At 68.2% G+C, this 18,494-nt stretch carries 17 protein-coding genes; 7 read left to right on the top strand and 10 right to left on the bottom strand.

Translation table 11 applies throughout. The features are described 5' to 3' along the window. Positions 1 to 3: 3 nt before the first annotated feature. The 5 genes from BLT03_RS21270 to BLT03_RS21250 form a co-directional block, all read right to left on the bottom strand. The gene (locus tag BLT03_RS21270) at positions 4 to 936 is read right to left on the bottom strand and encodes an electron transfer flavoprotein subunit alpha/FixB family protein (RefSeq protein ID WP_092743548.1); all 933 of its coding nucleotides are present in this window, start codon (positions 934 to 936) and stop codon (positions 4 to 6) included. Between the two features lie 2 nt (positions 937 to 938). Then, positions 939 to 1,688 (bottom strand): electron transfer flavoprotein subunit beta/FixA family protein, encoded by a 750-nt coding sequence (locus BLT03_RS21265; RefSeq protein WP_092745775.1) that lies wholly within the window; start codon positions 1,686 to 1,688, stop codon positions 939 to 941. A 140-nt stretch (positions 1,689 to 1,828) separates the two neighbouring features. After that, on the bottom strand, positions 1,829 to 3,151 hold the full coding sequence (locus BLT03_RS21260; protein WP_092745774.1) for a mechanosensitive ion channel family protein: 1,323 nt from the start codon (positions 3,149 to 3,151) through the stop codon (positions 1,829 to 1,831). Positions 3,152 to 3,279: 128 nt separating this feature from the next. Continuing rightward, a complete protein-coding gene (locus tag BLT03_RS21255; protein WP_092745773.1) occupies positions 3,280 to 4,089 on the bottom strand; it encodes an enoyl-CoA hydratase in 810 nt (269 codons plus the stop codon). Between the two features lie 40 nt (positions 4,090 to 4,129). Beyond that, positions 4,130 to 5,089, bottom strand: coding sequence for a histone deacetylase family protein (locus BLT03_RS21250; protein ID WP_092745772.1), 960 nt, complete (start codon positions 5,087 to 5,089; stop codon positions 4,130 to 4,132). 38 nt (positions 5,090 to 5,127) lie between these two features. On the opposite strand from BLT03_RS21250, the gene BLT03_RS21245 reads away from it, so the two are divergent. From BLT03_RS21245 to BLT03_RS21225, 5 genes are all read left to right on the top strand, one after another. After that, a complete protein-coding gene (locus BLT03_RS21245; RefSeq protein WP_092745771.1) occupies positions 5,128 to 6,048 on the top strand; it encodes an AAA family ATPase in 921 nt (306 codons plus the stop codon). 68 nt (positions 6,049 to 6,116) lie between these two features. Further along, on the top strand, positions 6,117 to 7,148 hold the full coding sequence (locus BLT03_RS21240) for a DUF58 domain-containing protein (RefSeq protein WP_092745770.1): 1,032 nt from the start codon (positions 6,117 to 6,119) through the stop codon (positions 7,146 to 7,148). Positions 7,149 to 7,281: 133 nt separating this feature from the next. Further along, a complete protein-coding gene (locus BLT03_RS21235) occupies positions 7,282 to 9,333 on the top strand; it encodes a transglutaminase TgpA family protein (protein ID WP_092745769.1) in 2,052 nt (683 codons plus the stop codon). A gap of 8 nt (positions 9,334 to 9,341) precedes the next feature. Further along, the gene (gene mltB / locus BLT03_RS21230; protein WP_092745768.1) at positions 9,342 to 10,427 is read left to right on the top strand and encodes a lytic murein transglycosylase B; all 1,086 of its coding nucleotides are present in this window, start codon (positions 9,342 to 9,344) and stop codon (positions 10,425 to 10,427) included. Between the two features lie 98 nt (positions 10,428 to 10,525). Continuing rightward, positions 10,526 to 11,098, top strand: coding sequence for a histidine phosphatase family protein (locus BLT03_RS21225; protein WP_245711494.1), 573 nt, complete (start codon positions 10,526 to 10,528; stop codon positions 11,096 to 11,098). A gap of 87 nt (positions 11,099 to 11,185) precedes the next feature. Here BLT03_RS21225 and BLT03_RS21220 read toward each other — a convergent pair whose 3' ends face one another. Then, the gene (locus BLT03_RS21220) at positions 11,186 to 12,481 is read right to left on the bottom strand and encodes a branched-chain amino acid ABC transporter substrate-binding protein (protein WP_434802425.1); all 1,296 of its coding nucleotides are present in this window, start codon (positions 12,479 to 12,481) and stop codon (positions 11,186 to 11,188) included. 193 nt (positions 12,482 to 12,674) lie between these two features. Then, positions 12,675 to 13,565: a DUF2242 domain-containing protein gene (locus BLT03_RS21215; protein WP_092745765.1), complete on the bottom strand. Its 891-nt coding sequence runs from the start codon at positions 13,563 to 13,565 to the stop codon at positions 12,675 to 12,677. Between the two features lie 311 nt (positions 13,566 to 13,876). Here BLT03_RS21215 and BLT03_RS21210 point away from each other — a divergent pair, with 311 nt between their 5' ends. Beyond that, entirely contained in the window at positions 13,877 to 14,254 is a 378-nt protein-coding gene (locus BLT03_RS21210) for an Hsp20/alpha crystallin family protein (protein ID WP_092745764.1), read from the top strand. Positions 14,255 to 14,427: 173 nt separating this feature from the next. Here the strand turns inward: BLT03_RS21210 and tsaD are convergent, their stop codons facing one another. Both tsaD and BLT03_RS21200 read right to left on the bottom strand, forming a co-directional pair. Continuing rightward, positions 14,428 to 15,468: a tRNA (adenosine(37)-N6)-threonylcarbamoyltransferase complex transferase subunit TsaD gene (gene tsaD, locus BLT03_RS21205; protein ID WP_092745763.1), complete on the bottom strand. Its 1,041-nt coding sequence runs from the start codon at positions 15,466 to 15,468 to the stop codon at positions 14,428 to 14,430. A gap of 137 nt (positions 15,469 to 15,605) precedes the next feature. Beyond that, positions 15,606 to 16,757: a branched-chain amino acid ABC transporter substrate-binding protein gene (locus BLT03_RS21200; protein WP_092745762.1), complete on the bottom strand. Its 1,152-nt coding sequence runs from the start codon at positions 16,755 to 16,757 to the stop codon at positions 15,606 to 15,608. A 243-nt stretch (positions 16,758 to 17,000) separates the two neighbouring features. Here BLT03_RS21200 and BLT03_RS21195 point away from each other — a divergent pair, with 243 nt between their 5' ends. After that, positions 17,001 to 17,627 (top strand): ANTAR domain-containing response regulator, encoded by a 627-nt coding sequence (locus BLT03_RS21195; RefSeq protein WP_092745761.1) that lies wholly within the window; start codon positions 17,001 to 17,003, stop codon positions 17,625 to 17,627. 21 nt (positions 17,628 to 17,648) lie between these two features. Here BLT03_RS21195 and BLT03_RS21190 read toward each other — a convergent pair whose 3' ends face one another. Beyond that, positions 17,649 to 18,104, bottom strand: coding sequence for a hypothetical protein (locus tag BLT03_RS21190; RefSeq protein WP_092745781.1), 456 nt, complete (start codon positions 18,102 to 18,104; stop codon positions 17,649 to 17,651). Positions 18,105 to 18,494: the final 390 nt, after the last annotated feature.

The following is an 18,494-nucleotide window of genomic DNA, read 5'->3' as shown; positions in this document are numbered from 1 at the left end:
CGGTCAGAGCGCCTTGACCAGTTCCGGCACGGCCGTGAACAGATCGGCCTCCAGGCCATAGTCGGCCACGCTGAAGATCGGCGCTTCCGGGTCCTTGTTGATCGCAACGATCACCTTGGAGTCCTTCATGCCCGCCAGATGCTGGATCGCGCCCGAGATGCCCGCCGCGATGTACAGCTGCGGCGCCACGATCTTGCCCGTCTGCCCCACCTGCAGGTCGTTGGGCGCGTAGCCCGCATCCACCGCCGCGCGGCTGGCGCCGATGGCAGCTCCCAGCTTGTCGGCCAGCGGGGTCATCACTTCGGTGAACTTTTCGTTGCTGCCCAGCGCCCGGCCACCGGAGACGATGATCTTGGCGGCGGTGAGCTCGGGGCGGTCGCTCTTGGTGACTTCGCGGCCCACGAAGCTGCTCTTGCCGGTGTCGGCGGCGGCATCGGCCTTCTCGACAGCGGCAGAGCCTCCGGTGGCAGCGGCGGCGTCAAAGCCCGTGGTGCGCACGGTGATGACCTTGGTCGCATCGCTGCTTTGCACGGTGGCGATGGCGTTGCCGGCGTAGATGGGGCGCTCGAAGGTGTCGGGGCTGTCCACCTTGGTGATGTCGCTGATCTGCGCGACATCGAGCTTGGCGGCCACGCGGGGCGCGACGTTCTTGCCGTTGGCGGTGGCCGGGAACAGGATGTGGCTGTAGTTGGCGGCAATGGCCAGGACCTGGGCGGCAACGTTCTCGGCCAGGCCGTCCTTCAGGCTGGCGCCGTCGGCGTGGATGACCTTGGCGACGCCGGCGATCTGCGCGGCGGCCTGGGCGGCGGCTTCGGCGCCGTTGCCGGCCACCAGGATGTGCACGTCGCCACCGCAGGCCACTGCGGCCGTGACGGTGTTCAGGGTGGAGGGCTTGATGCTGGCGTTGTCGTGTTCGGCAATTACGAGGGCTGTCATGTTCAGATCACCTTTGCTTCGTTCTTGAGCTTGTCCACCAGGGCGGCGACGTCGGGCACCTTGATGCCGGCACCGCGTTTGGGGGGCTCGGAGACCTTGAGGGTTTTAAGGCGCGGCTTGACATCGACCCCGAGGTCTTCGGGCTTGATGGTGTCCAACTGCTTTTTCTTGGCCTTCATGATGTTGGGCAAGGTGACGTAGCGCGGCTCGTTCAGGCGCAGGTCGGTCGTGATGACGGCCGGCAGCGTGAGGGAGATGGTCTCCAGCCCGCCATCGACTTCGCGCGTGACGTTGACCTTGTCGCCGCTCACCTCGACCTTGGAGGCGAAGGTGGCCTGGGGCAGGTCGGCCAGGGCCGCGAGCATCTGGCCGGTCTGGTTGGCGTCGTCGTCGATCGCCTGCTTGCCCAGGATGATGAGCTGGGGCTGCTCCTTGTCCACCAGCGCTTTCAGGATCTTGGCCACGGCCAGGGGCTGCAGCTCTTCGGCGGTTTCCACCAGGATGGCGCGGTCGGCGCCGATGGCCATGGCGGTGCGCAGCGTTTCCTGGCACTGGGCCACGCCGCAGGAGACGGCGATGACTTCGGTCACCACGCCCTTTTCTTTCAGGCGGACCGCCTCTTCGACGGCGATCTCGTCAAAGGGGTTCATGCTCATCTTCACGTTCGCGATGTCCACACCCGTGTTGTCCGACTTCACCCGGACCTTCACGTTGTAGTCCACCACGCGCTTGACAGGGACCAAAACCTTCATTGCTGCGGCTCCTAGAGTTGTTGATTAATTGACGTTAACGTAAACCGAAACATTCTATTCCGCACCCCCTGGCGCATACCCCTGCCAGAGCCGTGGAATGCCGCCCATCCACAAAAAGAACGATCGTGCTTTTTTCGGAATTATAGGCCAGACGATGGGGCCGGCGGATGCTGCGGCGTTGCCGCTGGCACATCCGGGACAGCGCCGGCGCTGGCGGCCGGCAGGGCCTCGCCCCGGATCTGCACCACGCGCTGCGGATAGGGAATGTCGATGCCCGCGCCGCGCAGCCCGTCCAGGATGGCGATGTTGATGGCCGAGCGCAGGTTGACCGAGCCGGCCGAGGGGTCGCTGATCCAGAAGTTCAAACTGAACTCCAGCCCGTCGGGTGCGAAGTTGACCAGGTAGGCCACCGGCTGCGGTTCTTTCAGCACGCGCGGCTGGGCCGCTGCGGCATCGCACAGGATCTGCTGCACCTGAGCCACTTCACTGTCGTAGCCGACCACGATATTGGTGGTGACGTTGAACTTGCGGTCGGCATCGGAGAGGTTTTCCACCCGCTGGGTGATGAGCGTTTCGTTGGGCACGATGGACTCGCGCCCGTTGCCCGCGCGGATGAGGGTGTAGCGCGTCTTGATGTCGGTGATGCGGCCCTCGAAGCCGTCCACGCGCACGTTGTCGCCGATGCGCAGCGAGCGCTCCAGCAGGATGACGAAGCCGCTCACGTAGTTGGAGGCGAGCTTTTGCAGCCCGAACCCGAGGCCCACGCCCACCGCGCCGCCCAGCACCGACAGCGCCGTCAGGTCCACGCCGATGGCCGACAGCGCGAACAGCATGCCGATCGCCAGTATCACCACGCGCGTGGCGTTCACCGCCACCTTGCGCATCGACAGGTCGTTGACCGACCGGGCCAGCACCCGGCGCTCGAACGTGGACGACACCCACAGCGCCAGCACCAGCACGAGCCCCGCCGAGAGCACGCCCTGCAGCAGCATGAGCAGGCTCACCTGCGACTTGCCGAACGCCAGCGACACGCCCTCCAGTTCCTGGCGCACCAGCGGCAGCAGCCCGACGATCCACAGCAAGGCCACGCCCCAGGCGAACCACGACACGATGCGCTCCACCAGCCGCATCGCCGCCGAGCGCGGGAACACCGTGGTCAGCACCCGCGCGAAGAACCGGATGAGCACCAGCGATGTCAGCACCGGCACCGCCACCCGCAGCAGGAACACCGGCTGGTACAGCTCCACCGCCACCCGCGCCCCGGCGACCAGCGCCAGCGAGAGCAGCGGGAACATCAGCCCGTCGATGGTGCGTCGCCCGAACCAGACCGAGTCCGCCGGTTGCTGGCGCCCCACCGTGCGGCAAAGCAGGTACGCCAGCGCGATGCAGGCCGCGAGCACGGCGATTTCCAGCCAGGTGCTGGAGTTGCTGAAGTCACGCGACAGCTTGTCGAAGATTTCCATCGGCAGTCAGAACAAGAAGTGGGAGGCCGCCCTCGGCGGCCCGGAGATCGGCAGGCGCCGCTGGGCGTTCACCGGAGAAGCCTGCTGCGGCGTCGGCGGCGTGAGCGCCGTGAACGCTGTGAGCGGATTCAGGACGTGGGCTTCTTCCACGCCGGTGTGCGCTTTTCGGCGAAGGCGCGCGCGCCCTCCTGCGCCGCGGCGTCCATCATGTTGGTGGCCATGGCTTGGCCGGCCAGCTGGTAGGCGGCTTCCACGCCCAGTTCACGCTGCTGGTAGACCAGTGCCTTGCCCATGGCGACGGCCACGCGGGGCTTGCCCAGAATGGATTGCACCAGCGTCTCGACCTCGGCATCGAGCTGCCCCTGCGGCACGACCCGGTTCACCAGGCCCTGCGCCTGCGCCGTCCGCGCGTCGATGAAGTCGCCGGTCAGCAGCATTTCCATGGCGCGCTTGAGCGGCACGTTGCGCACCAGCGGCACGCTGGGCGTGGCACAAAACAGGCCGTAGTGGATGCCGCTGGTGGCGAACGTGGCGTCGTCGGCCGCCACGGCCAGATCGCACTGCGCCACCAGTTGGCAGCCCGCCGCCGTGGCCATGCCCTGCACGCGCGCGATCACCGGCACGGGCAGTTGCTGGATCGACAGCATCATGCGGCTGCACTGGGCGAAGAGCTTCTGGTACCACGCCTTGTCGGGGTGGGCGGCCATGTCCTTCAGGTTGTGCCCGGCGCAGAACGCCTTGCCGTTGGCGGCCAGCACCACCACGCGGGCAGTCTCGTCCCGGGCCACGTCGCCCAGCGCCTGCTGCAGCGCGGCCAGCATGCCGTCGCCCAGCGCATTGAAGCGCGCCGGGTCGTCCAGCGTGAGGGTGACGACGCCGCGCGCATCGCGCGACACGGCCAGGGGGCTCGGGGCGGTGGTGTCGGAGGGGTTCGTCATGCGGTGGCCGTGCTGGGCGGTATTCAGAGAATGGAGCGAATCAAAGATCGGCCAGCACGCGCACGTGGGCTTCCACGCTGCGGGCCAGGGCGTCCATCATGTAGCCGCCCTCCAGGCACGAGACGATGCGGCCCTTGGCGTAGCGGCGGGCCACGTCCTTCACGCGCTGGGTGATCCAGGTGTAGTCCTGCTCGGTGAGGCCGAGCTGGCCCATATCGTCGTCGCGGTGGCCGTCGAAGCCGGCGCTCACGAAGATCATCTCGGGCTTGAAGGCCTCCAGCCGCGGAATCCACAGCATCTCGATCAGTTCGCGGATGTCCATGCCGCGCGTGTAGGCGGCCACGGGCACGTTGAGCATGTTGGACGCCGGGTCCCGGTCGCCGCTGTAGGGGTAGAACGGGTGCTGGAAGATGCCCACCATCAGCACGCGGTCGTCGCCCGAGAGGATGTCTTCGGTGCCGTTGCCGTGGTGCACGTCGAAATCCACCACCGCCACCCGCCGCAGGCCATGGCGCTTGAGCGCGTAGCGCGCGGCGATCGCCACGTTGTTGAAAAAGCAAAAGCCCATGGCCTTGTCGCGCGTGGCGTGGTGGCCGGGCGGGCGCACGCAGCAAAAGGCGTTTTCGAGGTCGCCGGCCATCACGGCGTCGGTGGCGGCCAGGGCCGCACCCGCGGCGCGCAGCGCGGCACCCCAGGTGTGCGTGTTGATGGAGGTGTCGGGATCGACCTGCGCGTGGGCCGGGCCGCCGGCCAGCAGCTCTTCGGCCAGCCGCTCGGACATGCCGCGCAGGGCGTCCACATGGCGGCGGTCGTGCGCCAGTTCGATGTCGGCCAGCGAGGCCTCGGGCGCCTGGATGCGCTCCAGCGCGTCGGCCACGCCGGTGGCGAGCAGTCGGTCCTCGATGGCATCCAGCCGTGCAGGACACTCGGGGTGCCCTGGGCCCATCTCGTGCTTCCAGCATTCCCGATGGGTGAAATAGCCTGTCCTGCCCACAGTCATTCCCGTTGCCTCGTACTTTTTTCGGATAACGTCGCGCCATGCAAGCACAGCACAAAATCAAGTCGCTTCTGGACCAGCTTAACACGGTGATCGTGGGCAAAAGCGCCCAGGTCCAGGACTGCGTGGCCTGCCTTCTGGCCGGCGGCCACCTGCTGATCGAGGACGTTCCCGGCGTCGGAAAGACCACGCTGGCCCACGCGCTGGCACGCACCTTCGGGCTGCAGTTCTCACGCGTGCAGTTCACCGCCGACCTGATGCCAAGCGACCTGACCGGCGTCTCGGTGTATGAGCGCGGCAAGGAATCCTTCGTGTTCCACCCCGGACCCGTGTTCGCCCAGGTGCTGCTGGCCGACGAAATCAACCGCGCCAGCCCCAAGACCCAGAGCGCGCTGCTCGAGGCCATGGAAGAAAAGCAGGTGTCGGTCGAGGGCGAGACCCGCGCCCTGCCCCATCCGTTCTTCGTGATCGCCACGCAGAACCCGCACGACCAGCTGGGCACGTTCGCGCTGCCCGAGTCGCAACTGGACCGCTTCCTGATGCGCATCTCCATCGGCTACCCCGACCGTGCGGCCGAACGGCTGCTGCTGGCCGGGGCCGACCGCCGCGACATGGTGGACAGCATGCTTCCCCTGCTGTCGGGCAACGAGCTGGAGCAGTTGCAGCAGCAGGTGCTGGCCGTGCACACGGCCGACCCGCTGCTGAACTACGTGCAGGACCTGATGGCCGCCACCCGCTCGGGCCGGTGGTTCCTGCAGGGCCTGTCGCCACGCGCCGGCATCGCGCTGGTGCGCGCGGCCAAGGCGCAGGCGCTGATCTCGGGGCGCGACTACGTGGCGCCCGACGACGTGCAGTCCGTGCTGCCCCAGACCATCGCCCACCGCCTGGTGCCCGTGGGCGATGCGGGGCGTGGCGCGGTGGAGCAGGTGCGGGCCATGGTGGATGCCGTGCCGCTGCCGTAGCGCGGCGCCCGTTTCCGTCCCCTGCCCGACTCCGCCGTCCTCTTCGCCTCTTTCTCTTTTAGCCCTCCATGCCGGCCGCCTCCTCTTCTCTCTCGCCGACGCCGGACGCTCCCCGCCCGGCGCCCTGGCCGCTGGGCGTGCTGCAGCGGCGCTGGCAGCGCTGGTGGCAGACGCGCATCAAGCGCACCGACACCGTCACGCTCACCCAGCGCAACGTGTACATCCTGCCCACCGGAGCAGGCTGGATGCTGGCGCTCACCCTGCTGGTGCTGCTGGTGGCGTCCATCAACTTCCAGCTCAACCTGGGCTATCTGCTCACCTTCCTGCTGGCCGGCAGCGCCGTGGTGGGCGTGCACATCTGCCACGGCACGCTGCGCGGGCTCACCCTGCACCTGGTCGCGCCCGAGCCGCAGTTCCTGGGCAGCAGCACGGCGTTCGAGGTGCAACTGAGCCACACGCGCCGCACCGCGCGCCACGGCATCGCGGTGGCCGTGCACGGCGGCGGCAAGGCGACCAAATGGGTCTGGACCGACGTGCCCGCCGAAGGCTCGGCCACCGTGCAGGTGGCCTACCAGCCCACGCGGCGCGGTTTGCACGAGGCACCCACGCTAACGGCCGAAACGCGGTTTCCGCTGGGCACTTTCCGCGTCTGGACGATCTGGCGGCCGGCCGCACAGGTGCTGGTCTATCCCCAGCCCGAGGTACCGCCGCCGCCCCTGCCCGCCGGCGAACCGCGCGCTGGCGGCGCGGGCAGCACGCCCACGCAGGGCATCGGCGAATTCGACGGTGTGCGGGCCTACCGCCGGGGCGACCCGCTCAAGCTGGTGGTGTGGAAGAAGGCCGCCAAGTCGCTGGCCACCGGCACCGACGACCTGGTGAGCCGCGACGCCCAGCAGGCCCAGCGGCAGGAACTGTGGCTCGACCCCGCCGTCACCGGCCTGAGCGACCCGGAAGCCCGCCTGTCGCGCCTGACCGCCTGGGTGCTGCAGGCCGACCGGCTGGGCGTGGAATACGGCCTGCGCCTGCCCAGCGGCGAAATCGCCCAGGACAGCGGAGCGGCCCACCGACGCCGCTGCCTGGAAGCGCTGGCGATGTGCTGAGCCCCGGGCGTACCACCTTCATGATCAAAATGCCTTCCAGCGCAATAACCACTAGGGAACACTGCTACAAAAATAGTAGCAACCCTGTTTTCAGCCCCTTCGGCGCCCTGCCGACGCTCGGGAGCGCCCGCGCATGAATCTGCGCCAGACGCTCACGACGCTGCCCCGCGAGGCGCGAGACACCCTGTTTCTGGTCGTCGTCATCGCGTGGGTGATCGCGCCGCAGGTAGGCAACCTGCCGGTGTGGACGACGGTGCTGGCCGCTCTGGTGCTGGCGTGGCGCGGCTGGCTGGCCATCGAGGGGCGGCCGCTGCCGGGCCGCTGGGTGACGGGCGGGCTGCTGGTCGTGTCGGTGGCGCTCACGCTGGTGTCGCACCGCACCATCGTGGGGCGCGACGCGGGCGTCACGCTCATCGTGATGTTGCTGGCGCTCAAGACGCTGGAGCTGCGCGCGCGGCGCGACGCCATGGTGATCTTCTTCCTGGGCTTCTTCACGATGCTCAGCAACTTCTTCTTCTCGCAGTCGCTGGTGACGGCCACCGCCATGCTGATCGCGCTGCTGGGGCTGCTCACCGCCCTGGTCAACGCGCACATGCCCGTTGGCCGGCCGCCGCTGGCGCATTCGATGCGCGTGGCGGGCCGCATGGCGCTGCTGGGCGCGCCCATCATGCTGGCGCTGTTCCTGCTGTTCCCGCGCATGGCGCCGCTGTGGGGCATGCCCAACGACAATCCTTCGGGGCGCAGCGGCCTGTCCGGCGAGATGGAGATCGGCAACGTCGCCTCGCTGGCGCTGGACGAAACCGTGGCCATGCGCGTGCGGTTCGACACGCCCGGCGGCGAGGCGCCGCCCCAGAGCGAGCTGTACTTCCGCGGCCCGGTGCTCACGGCCTTCAATGGGCGGCAGTGGTTCGCCATCGGGCAGCCCGGCGCGCCCGCCTCGGCCTGGCGCCCGCCGGCCCCTGCCCGCCTGCAGACCGAGGGCGAGCCCATCCGCTACGCCATCACGCTGGAGCCGCTGCGGCGTCCCTGGCTGCTCACACTCGATGCGGCCAAGGACCGGCCCGAGCTGCCCGAGGGCCTCTCCGCCTTCATGTCGCAGGAACTGCAATGGATCGCCAGCCGGCCGGTCAACGAAGTGCTGCGCTACCGGGCCGAGAGCTACCCGCGCTTCACCCACGGCCCGCAGCAGCGCAACGCCGGGCAGATGCGCGCCTACGTGGAACTGCCCGACGGCTTCGACCCCCGCACCCGCGCCATGGCCCAGGAGATGCTCGCCGACCCGCGCCTGACCGCCGGCGGCCCGCAGGCGCTGATGAATGCCGCGCTCGACCGGCTGCGCACCGGTGGCTATCAATACACGCTGGAGCCCGGCGTGTACGGCCAGCACACGGCCGACGCGTTCTGGTTCGACGTCAAGGAAGGCTTTTGCGAGCACATCGCCTCGGCCTTCGTCGTGCTGATGCGGGCCATGGACATTCCCGCGCGCATCGTCACCGGCTACCAAGGCGGCGAACGCAACGGGGTCGATGGCTACTGGACCGTTCGCCAGAGCGACGCCCACGCCTGGGCCGAGGTGTGGTTCGAAGGGCGCGGCTGGGTTCGCGTGGACCCGACCGGCGCCGTGTCGCCCGGCCGCGTGGGCGCGTTCCAGCGCCTGCAAGCGCCGCGCGGCGTGTTCGGCAACGCCATGGACACCATGATCAGCCGCGGCATGCTGCAGCAGATGCGCGCCGTGTGGGAGGCCGTGAACAACGGCTGGAACCAGTGGGTGCTCAACTACACGCAAAGCCGCCAGCTCGACATGCTCAAGGCGCTCGGCATCGAATCGCCCAGCTGGCAGGACCTGGCCCAGGCGCTGGGCGGCCTGGCTGCGCTGGCCGCGCTGATCGGCGCCGGCTGGACCCTGTGGGAACGCAGCCAGCACGACCCCTGGCTGCGCCTGCTCGCCCATGCCCGCGAACGGCTGGCCCGTGCCGGCCTGCCCCTTGCCGCCACCCTGCCGCCGCGCGCCATGGCCGAGCGCGCCCGGGCGCAGTTCGGCGATGCCGCCATCGCCCCGGTGGCCGACTGGCTGCTGCGGCTCGAACACACCCGCTACGCCCCCGAACCGGCCAGCGCCCTGGCCGACCTGCGGCGCGAAATGCGCCACCTGCCCTGGCCGGCGCGCGCGCCCGCCACCCCTTGACCCTTTACATGCCCGCATCCCTTCTTCGCCACGCACTCGTCCTGATCGCCGCAGCCGCCCTCGCAACCGGCGCCATCGCCCAGAAACCCGCCAAGAAAACCCCGCCCCGCGCCGCAGCTGCGGCTGCGGCCGCCGCGCCCGCGATCTTCTACGACCAGCGCGCCGACGCCATGCAGTTCGCCGACGACCTGGCCGCCCGCCGCGACCTGGACCGCGAATGGGTGCGCCAGGCCATCGGCCAGGCGCGCCTCTTGAGCCAGGTGCCGCGGCTGATGCTGCCAGCGCCCCCGGGCACGCCGAAGAACTGGCGCGCCTACCGCAGCCGCTTCGTCGAGCCGGTGCGCATCCGCGCTGGCGTGCGCTTCTGGCGCGACCATGCCGACACCCTGGCCCGCGCCGAGCGCGAGTACGGCGTGCCGGCAGAAATGATCGTCGGCATCATCGGCGTGGAAACCATCTACGGCCAGCAGATGGGCAACTTCCGCGTGATCGACGCGCTGGCCACGCTGTCGTTCGACTTTCCGATGGCGCACCCGCGCGCGGCCGAGCGCGTGGCGTTCTTTCGCGGCGAGCTGGAGCAGTTCCTGAGCCTCATGCAGCGCACCAACGCCGACCCGCTGGAGCCGCGCGGCAGCTACGCGGGGGCCATGGGCCTGGGCCAATTCATGCCCTCCAGCTGGGCGCGCTACGCGGTGGACTTCGACGGCGACGGCCGCATCGACCTGTTCAACAGCCCGGCGGATGCCATCGGCTCGGTGGCCAACTATTTCAAGGGCCACGGCTGGACCACCGGCATGCCCACGCACTACGCGGTCGAGTTCGATCCCGCGCGGCTGCGCCTGGAGGAATTGCTTGCACCGGACATCCTCCCCACCTTCACCGTCGCCCGCATGGCCGAACTGGGCGCGCTGGTGCAAGGCGACGGCGCCACGCACACCGGCCCGCTGGCGCTGGTGGAACTGCAGAACGGCGTGGGCTCGCCGGTGTTCTTCGCCGGCACCGAGAATTTCTACGCCGTCACCCGCTACAACTGGTCGAGTTACTACGCCATGGCCGTGATCGAACTGGGGCGCGAGGTGAACGCGGCCCGCTGAGCGCATCGCCACCGGCGCGGTGTGCCCCACTTGCGGTGCCCCTACTGCCGCGCAGCCCATCGCCCTGCGGCACTCCAGGGCTGGTCACAATGCCCAGCATGCAACGCCGTCAACTCCTTCACCTGGGATGGGCCGCCGGCATGGCAGGCCTGCTCTCCACCGCCTCTGCCAATGCCGCCGCCGCTGCTGCCAGCGAGCCCGGCACCGTGCTGCTCATGCGCCACGCGCAGACCGATCCGGGCACCGGCGACCCGCCGGGCTTCGCCTTGGGCCAATGCAGCACCCAGCGCAACCTCAGCGCCGAAGGGCGCGCCCAGGCCAAGCGCATCGGGGTCTTGCTGCAGCAACAGGGGCTGGCGGCCCCCCAACGGGTGCGGTCCAGCGCCTGGTGCCGCTGCCTGGACACCGCCACGCTCGCCTTCGGCAAGGTGGAGCCCTGGGAGGCGCTGAACTCGTTCTTCGAAGGGGGCGACACACAAGGCGCGCAGACGGCTGCGCTGCGAAAAGCGCTGGCGGCCGTGCCTGCGGGGCAGGTCGAGGTGTGGGTGACGCACCAGGTCAACATCACCGCGCTGACCGGGGTGTATCCGGCATCGGGGGAGGTACTGGTGCTGCGCAAGGGGAATGCCGCGGATGGCGCACCGGTGGTGCTGCGGCGGATCAAGGGGTAGGCGGCGGCGTTTAACCGGCGCTGCAGGCAGCATCAGGCTGCGAACTACTTCGCAGCCTGACTTCACGGCCCTGGGTTGCGCCCTGCTTCAGGGCCGCACCATCCTGCAACTCTGCGGCTGCTCCGCCTTCTCCGCCGCGATCTGCCGCACCACGCGAAACCCGTAGCCCGAGCCTTCCACGTCGAAGCGCACGCCCGGTGCGCCTTGCCGGTCCATCACGCCCACGGCCAGCGCTTGCTGGAACTGGTGGTCGGCCGCGCGCATGGTGCCGGACTGGCCGTTCAATTGCACGCGGGCGGTTTCCATGGCGCGGGCGACGGCGGTGGTGTCGGTGGTGCCGGCACGTTCGATGGACTGGGCCAGCGTCTCCACCATGAGCTGCATGCGCATGTGCACGTAGTCGTCCGCGGGCTGGGAAAAGCGCTGGCGGAAGGATTGATAGAACGCCTCGCTTTGCGCGCCCGGCACGTTGGGCAGCCAGTCGGCCACGGCCACCACCTTGCCCACGCCAGCATCGCCGAGCGCAGCCGGCGCGCCCAGGGCGTTGCCGTAGAAGGTGTAGAACATGCCTTCGTAGCCGACCTCGCGCGCGGCCTTGACGAGCAGGGTGAGGTCGTTGCCCCAGTTGCCGGTGATGACGGCCTGCGCGCCGCTGGCCTTGATTTTCACGGCGTAGGGGGCGAAGTCTTTCACGCGGCCGACGGCGTGCAGTTCGTCGCCCACCACCGCCACGTCGGGGCGCTGGGCGGCCAGTTGCTTCCTGGCCTCGCGCAGCACGGCCTGGCCGAAGCTGTAGTCCTGCCCGATGAGGTACACGCTTTTCAGGGCCTTGTCCTCGCGGATCACGTCCATGAGGGCGGCCATGCGCATGTCGGCATGGGCGTCGAATCGGAAGTGCCAGAAGCTGCACTTTTCGTTGGTGAGGATGGGATCGACGGCCGAGTAGTTGAGGAACAGCACGCGCTTGCCCGGCTCGCGCTCGTTGTGCTTGTTGATGGCCTCGATCAGCACGGCGGCGGTGGCCGACGAGTTGCCCTGCAGGATGATGCGCGCGCCGTCGTCGATGGCCGCGCGCAGGGCGGACAGGGCCTCTTCGTTCTGGCCCTTGCTGTCGTAGCGCTCGATCACCAGGGGGCGGGCACCGCCGGCCGCGGTGGGCAGGCGAACGCCGCCGCGCGCGTTCACGCGCTCGGTGGCCCACAGCACGTTGCGGAACACCGCCTCGCCGGTATTGGCGAAGGGGCCGGACATGCTTTCGATGAGCGCGACCTTGATGGGGGCGCCGGTGGGCGCGGCGCTCTTGCGGGCGGGGGTCGTCTGGGTGGCCGAAGCGCTGGCTGCGGCAGAGGCCGCGTGGGTCGCGCCCGCTGCGGTCAAAGCCATACAAGCCAGGGCGGCAGCGGCCATGGCAACGGCGCGCGCCCGGGGGGCTGCGCGGAAAGGGGAAAAGGTCATGCGAGCGGTCCTGTGGGCGGTGCCGCCACAAGGAAGCCAGACGCCCGGGATGGAAAGGCGCGCAGTGTATCGGAGCGCAGCAGCACGGCGATGGGCGATCGCCGTGCGCCGACTCAGGCCATCAGTTGGCCGGTGCGGCCGCCGGTGCCGGGGCGGGATCGGGAGACGGGGCCGTCGTGGACGGTGTGGCCGCAGCCGGTGCCGCAGCCGGTGCTACGGACGGGGCCGCGGAAGGTGCTTCCTGGCTGGCGGCCGCGGCCGGCGGCAGCGGAAAGCCAGTGACGGCCGGGGGCCGCGGGGCGGGAATGGTGACGGGCATGGGCAGCATTTCGTGCACCTCGCCGGATTCGCGCGCCTCTTTCTTCGCGGCTTCGTTGGCAGCGGTGGGCGGCACGGCGGGCGACGGCTGGCCCACCTGCTCGCGGGCGGCGGGCACGAAGCGATCGAACAGCTGGAAGAAGCGGTCGTAGAAGCGCGGGTCGGTCACGGTCTCGCTGCCGACCTTCACGAGCGTGTCGTCACTCGCCGAAAACGGCAGCGAGACTGAGCCCAGCGCGCCCACGCCGAGCGAGGCGGAGTTGTTGATCTTCTTGATCACGTAGCGGTCCTGCAGCGCGCTGGCGAACGCGGCGGTGCGCGTCTTGTCGCCCCCCTCGGTGGCGCAGACCACGCGCATTTCGACTTCGTAGTGGATGTCGCTGGAAGGCTGAAAGTATTTGCGGCCGGCCACCACTTCGGCGCTGGCCGTGCTCACCAGGTAGCCCTGGCTCAACAGCGCGCGGCGGGCGCCCTCGCACACGCGGGCCTGGGGCGCGTTGATGTGGCGCGTGTGCATGCTGGCGCTGTCGAAGTCATCGGGATCGAAGCGCGGTGCGCGGTCCAGGCCGGGGACCGAACTGCTGGCGCAGCCGGCCAGGGTGCCGACGAGCGCGGCGGACAGTGCGAAGACGAAGACGGTGCGGGGACGGCGCGGTGACATGAGGTTGGAAGGTGATGAACGAAAAGTTGGCATGGCGGTTCCCTGATCAGCGTGCATTGTGAAGGCTGCGAAAGACGCATCCGGACAAAGGGGTGTAACCCCGCGCAACCGGCGCGGCAGTGGTTGCGCATGGGATGCGGCAGCGCCGCGCGGGTTCCGATGGCGCGCGTTTCGGCGACGGCACCTTGTAAAAACGGCAGCAATCCCCAGGCCGATTCAATGCATGTTCGGCGCCGATCTGCGCGCTGTCGAGCCCTTGAAATGCGATCTCCCACACACATTTGTGGACCATGCGGCGAACAACCCGGGAGCCGCGAAAACACTGTGTTTCAGGAGTTTTTTCCATGATTTTCGCCCCTGTGATCCGTCGCTCCGCTTTCAATGCCCCTCGCTCCGCGGACGTGGCCCTGCAGCGCTTTTTGAACCATACCCTGTCGGCTCCGGTGGCTGCCGGCTACACCGTCCAGCAGGACGAAAAAACCGTCACCCTGCAGATGGACCTGCCCGGCCTCAGCCGTGACCAGCTGCAGTTGACCATCGAAGGCAACCAGGTCCGCCTGGCCAGCGTGGAAGGCGCGCCGCGCCAGGTGCAACGCGCTTGGGAACTGCCTGCCGACATCGACGTGGCGGCCAGCTCGGCCAAGCTCGAAAACGGCGTGCTGACGCTGGTGCTGGGCAAGGTCGTGCCGGAAAGCCGCGCCACGCAACTGGCCATCGCTTGAAGATGCCCGGCCGGGCGGTGCAGCACGCAGCGCCCGGTCGCGTCGAAGGATCTGGCTGACCGACAAATCCACCGCTGGATTCACCGCGATGCTTTCAGCAGCGCCCCGAGCGCCCTGGCCGAAACGCCAGGGCGTTTTTTTGTGCCCGGCGCAACCGCCGAAAGACTACCGCTTTACTGCAGCGTGTCCAGCGGCCAGCGCGGCTTGACGTCGAATGCGTAGTCGCGATTGGCCTGCTGGCGGCCGGCCTGCAGGCGCATGGCGGCGGCCATGGCGATCATGGCGCCGTTGTCGGTGCACAGGTGCAGCTCGGGGTAATGCACCCGCACCTTGGCCCGTGCGCAGGCGGCGTTGAGCTGCTCGCGCAGCAGCCGGTTGGCGCCCACGCCCCCGGCCACCACCACGCGCTGCAGCCCGGTCTGCTGCAGGGCCGCCATGGTCTTGCGGACCAGCACATCGACGATGGCGGCCTGCGTGCTCGCGGCCAGGTCGGCCTTGCGCGCGGGCAGGTCGTCGCCCAGCTTCTTGGCCTGGGTGAGCACGGCAGTCTTCAGGCCGGCGAACGAAAAATCGAGGTTGCCGCTGTGCAGCAGCGGGCGCGGCAGCTTGAAGGCGGCCGGGTCGCCCTGCTCTGCCAGGCGCGACAGCGCAGGGCCGCCGGGGTAGCCCAGGCCTATCAGCTTGGCGGATTTGTCGAAGGCTTCACCGGCGGCGTCGTCGATGGTTTCGCCCAGCATTTCGTAGCGGCCCACGCCATCGACGCGCATCAACTGCGTGTGCCCGCCGGAGACCAGCAGTGCGATGAACGGAAACTCGGGCGGGTCGGCGCTGAGAAACGGCGACAGCAGGTGCCCTTCGAGGTGGTGCACACCCAGCACGGGCTTGTCGAGCGCGGCGCCCAGGGCGCACGCCACGCCGGCGCCCACCAGCAGCGCGCCGGCCAGGCCGGGGCCGCGCGTGTAGGCGACCACATCGACATCGGCCAGGCTTCGGCCGGATTCGGCCAACACGGTTTCGGTGAGGGGCAGGACGCGGCGGATGTGGTCGCGGCTGGCCAGTTCGGGCACCACGCCGCCATAGGCCTGGTGCATGTCGATCTGGCTGTGCAGGGCATGGGCGACGAGCGTGGGCAGGCCGTCGCCGGTAGGCGATTGCACCAGCGCCACGCCGGTTTCATCGCAGGAAGATTCGATTCCGAGGATCAGCAGACTCATGCGCCCAAGTGTAGGACCTGGGCGCCGGGCCCTTGGCGCCCAGGGAAAAGCGCTTGGCATGACGTTGGGAAAAGGCGCTCGGCAAGGGCGCGGCGGCAGGCTGCCCGCCTGCCCTGCCGCAGCCCGCGCCGTGCCGATCACCAGCGGTCGGAGCGCATGCGCAGTTCCCAGTTGCTGCCGCGCAGGCTGTACACGCCCACGGCGCCGTAGCGCTGCTCGCCCTTGTCGTCCCAGGTCATGGTGCCGGTGACGGGGGCGTAGCCGTTGATGGCGCGCAGGGCCTTGGTGACTTCTTTCGGGTCGGCCGACTTGGCCTGCTTGATGGCGGCCGACAGTACGTAGGTGGCGTCGTAGCTGTAGTGGCCGCCGTATGCCGGAGCCTTCTTGAAGGCGGTGTTGTAGCGGTCCAGGAACTGGCGGCCGGTGATGAACTCGCGCGGCTCCAGCACGGGCGACGTGGCGTAGATGGCGGTCACCATGCCCGTGGCCTTGGCCATGTCGGTGGTCTTGATCGTGTCGCCGCCCAGCACGGACAGCTGGGTGTAGTTGATCTTCTGCAGCGCCTGCATCAGCGCCAGCACCTGGAAGTCGTTGAGCGTGGTGACGATCACGCCCACCTTCGCCGTCTGGATGCGGCGGGCCACCTCGTCGAAATCCGTGGTCTTGTCGTCGAACGACTGGCGCACGGTGACTTCCTTCTTCTCCGTCGCCAGCTGCTTGGCCGCGCCATCGGCCAGGCCCTTGCCGTAGGGCGTGCCGTCGTCCAGCACGGCGTAGCTGGCGGTGCTGAGCTGCGTGGCCGCGAACGAGCCCATGGCGCGGGCCTGCAGGTTGTCATTGGCCACCAGGCGCAAGGTGGTCTGCAGGCCCAGTTCGGTGAAGCGCGGGTTGGTGGAGATGGCCAGCTGCGCGATGCCCTTTTCGGCATAGATGGGCGCCGCCGCGATGCTGACGCCCGAATTGAGGTTGCCGATGACCGCCACCACGCCGGACTCCACCAGCTGCTGCGCGGCGTTCTTGCCGGAGTCGGCGTCGGCCCGGTCGTCCTGCGCGACCACTTCCAGGGTGACGGTCTTGCCATCGACCGTGAAGCCGGACTTGTTGAGCTCCTGCACCGCCAGCGTCACGCCGTTGAGCATATCCTGCCCCAGCGCGCCGAGCGGCCCCGACAGCGGCTGGGCCACGCCGATCTTGATGGTGTCGGGCACCTTGCTGCACCCTGCCCCCAACGTGGCGGCCAGCGCCGCGATCGCCAGCAGCGCGGCACGCCTGCTTCCTTGTGTGCTCATAGACCCAGCTCCAATCCATTCAGTGGTTTACATGTATCCGGATGTATATAAGACCGAAGAGTCTTACGCTATCGGGTAACCCCTGCTCCATAGCAAGTTACATCCATTAGCAATTTCCATCCCAGGCCGAAAGCGGTGCTAATGCACCCGCACAGTGCGCTTTCGGGTATCCGCGGCGATCCATCGGGGTTTGCACCCCGCCGGCGCACCAGCATGGGCGTATTTATTGCTTAAGCTTGGGGCATGACCGACTCCCTGCGCATCGTGGTGGTCGCCCCCGATCTGGCGGTGGGCGCCGAGGACGACGAACACGCCCAGCTGCAAGCCGAGCGCTCGCGGGCGTTGCGCATCGGCCTGCTGGAAAACAACTTCAACCTCATCGCCACGCTGCCGGCCGATGTGTTTTTGAGCGAGCGGCTCGCGCAGTTGCAGCCCGACCTGGTGATCGTGGACGCCGAGAGCGACGCCCGCGACGCGCTGGAGCATGTGGTCATGGCCACGCGCGATGCGCCGCGCGCCATCGTCATGTTCACCAACGACGACGACCCCTCTCACGTGCGCCAGGCCGTGGCTGCGGGCGTGTCGGCCTACATCGTGGCCGGGCTGTCGCCCCAGCGCATCCGCCCCATCCTGGACGTGGCGATGGCGCGCTTTCAGCACGAGCAGGCTTTGCGGGCCGAACTGGCCGACGCGCGCAGCGAGCTGAAAGACCGCAAGACCATCGACCGCGCCAAGGGCCTGCTCATGCAGCGCCAGGGCCTGACCGAACAGGCCGCCTACGACAAGCTGCGCAAGAGCGCGATGGACAAAGGCATGAAGCTGGTCGAGGTGGCCCAGCGCATGCTCGACGTGGCGGACCTGCTGGGTTGACCTCGACCTGAAACCGACGTGTCAATCGGATTCTTTCAGCATTGTTTTATACGTTTCATACACCTTCTTGCCTTCGTTGGACGAAATCTGAAACGCGCTGCCCGATTTGACTGCTTTTTTCACATTTTCCGGAAGTCCGTCTGGGTAACTTTTCAGCAATCCGCCCGCTCGTTGGTTGCGCTCTATCTGAGCTTGCATTTTTCGATCACCACCGCCGCCGGCGACGCTCTTGCCATCGAGGGGGTTGTGCCCCCGATCTGGCTTGGTGCTCGACGAAAAGAATGCCCCCCTGGGCGGCAAGCTGGATGGTTCCGAAGAGCTTGGGCGCGGGCGATTTGATGCGCGGGGTGGACTGAAAGACATGTCCCATGCCTGCACCTTGCTTGTCGACTCCGCAATGCGCTCGGGAGAACTGCCAGGCGAATGATCTACTGGCGGACGATACGAAGAGCTATTGCCACTGATTCTGTTGAACAATTTCAATCCTTTTGTTTATCAATTACGGGGGATGCAATATTTATCGACATTGAGACCGGTGACACCCCTGTGACGAAATGGCATACCGAAAAGCGAATCGGCGGGAACGCAGACTGATGCCTGTTTGCACCTCAACAGGGATCGCTTGCACAGGCATAGGGCGCCCCGCCCCAATAAACCGGGCAATTCGAAAGCCCCTCCACGCCTTTGCTGTAACCGGTGTACCGCTCCCGCCCGTGAGAGAGCAAGCCAACACGCGGACTTTATTGGCACGAGATTTGCTGTTCAAACTATCGAGACCCATGGGTCTCCTGAGAAGAAGCCATCCAACGGCGGGTGACTTTCTTCCAACCCGGACAAAGGCGTCCCCACCGCTTGCGGCGCTGCCCT

This window comes from Paracidovorax valerianellae (assembly GCF_900102625.1).
Lineage (GTDB): Bacteria > Pseudomonadota > Gammaproteobacteria > Burkholderiales > Burkholderiaceae_C > Paracidovorax > Paracidovorax valerianellae.
This window is presented reverse-complemented; position numbering and strand designations above follow the sequence as displayed.

Coding starts and splice junctions, on each gene's coding strand:
- BLT03_RS21270 (WP_092743548.1), bottom strand. CDS start 936: ATGACAGCCCTCGTAATTGCCGAACACGACAACGCCAGCATCAAGCCC.
- BLT03_RS21265 (WP_092745775.1), bottom strand. CDS start 1,688: ATGAAGGTTTTGGTCCCTGTCAAGCGCGTGGTGGACTACAACGTGAAG.
- BLT03_RS21260 (WP_092745774.1), bottom strand. CDS start 3,151: ATGGAAATCTTCGACAAGCTGTCGCGTGACTTCAGCAACTCCAGCACC.
- BLT03_RS21255 (WP_092745773.1), bottom strand. CDS start 4,089: ATGACGAACCCCTCCGACACCACCGCCCCGAGCCCCCTGGCCGTGTCG.
- BLT03_RS21250 (WP_092745772.1), bottom strand. CDS start 5,089: ATGACTGTGGGCAGGACAGGCTATTTCACCCATCGGGAATGCTGGAAG.
- BLT03_RS21245 (WP_092745771.1), top strand. CDS start 5,128: ATGCAAGCACAGCACAAAATCAAGTCGCTTCTGGACCAGCTTAACACG.
- BLT03_RS21240 (WP_092745770.1), top strand. CDS start 6,117: ATGCCGGCCGCCTCCTCTTCTCTCTCGCCGACGCCGGACGCTCCCCGC.
- BLT03_RS21235 (WP_092745769.1), top strand. CDS start 7,282: ATGAATCTGCGCCAGACGCTCACGACGCTGCCCCGCGAGGCGCGAGAC.
- mltB (WP_092745768.1), top strand. CDS start 9,342: ATGCCCGCATCCCTTCTTCGCCACGCACTCGTCCTGATCGCCGCAGCC.
- BLT03_RS21225 (WP_245711494.1), top strand. CDS start 10,526: ATGCAACGCCGTCAACTCCTTCACCTGGGATGGGCCGCCGGCATGGCA.
- BLT03_RS21220 (WP_434802425.1), bottom strand. CDS start 12,481: ATGGCTTTGACCGCAGCGGGCGCGACCCACGCGGCCTCTGCCGCAGCC.
- BLT03_RS21215 (WP_092745765.1), bottom strand. CDS start 13,565: ATGCCAACTTTTCGTTCATCACCTTCCAACCTCATGTCACCGCGCCGT.
- BLT03_RS21210 (WP_092745764.1), top strand. CDS start 13,877: ATGATTTTCGCCCCTGTGATCCGTCGCTCCGCTTTCAATGCCCCTCGC.
- tsaD (WP_092745763.1), bottom strand. CDS start 15,468: ATGAGTCTGCTGATCCTCGGAATCGAATCTTCCTGCGATGAAACCGGC.
- BLT03_RS21200 (WP_092745762.1), bottom strand. CDS start 16,757: ATGAGCACACAAGGAAGCAGGCGTGCCGCGCTGCTGGCGATCGCGGCG.
- BLT03_RS21195 (WP_092745761.1), top strand. CDS start 17,001: ATGACCGACTCCCTGCGCATCGTGGTGGTCGCCCCCGATCTGGCGGTG.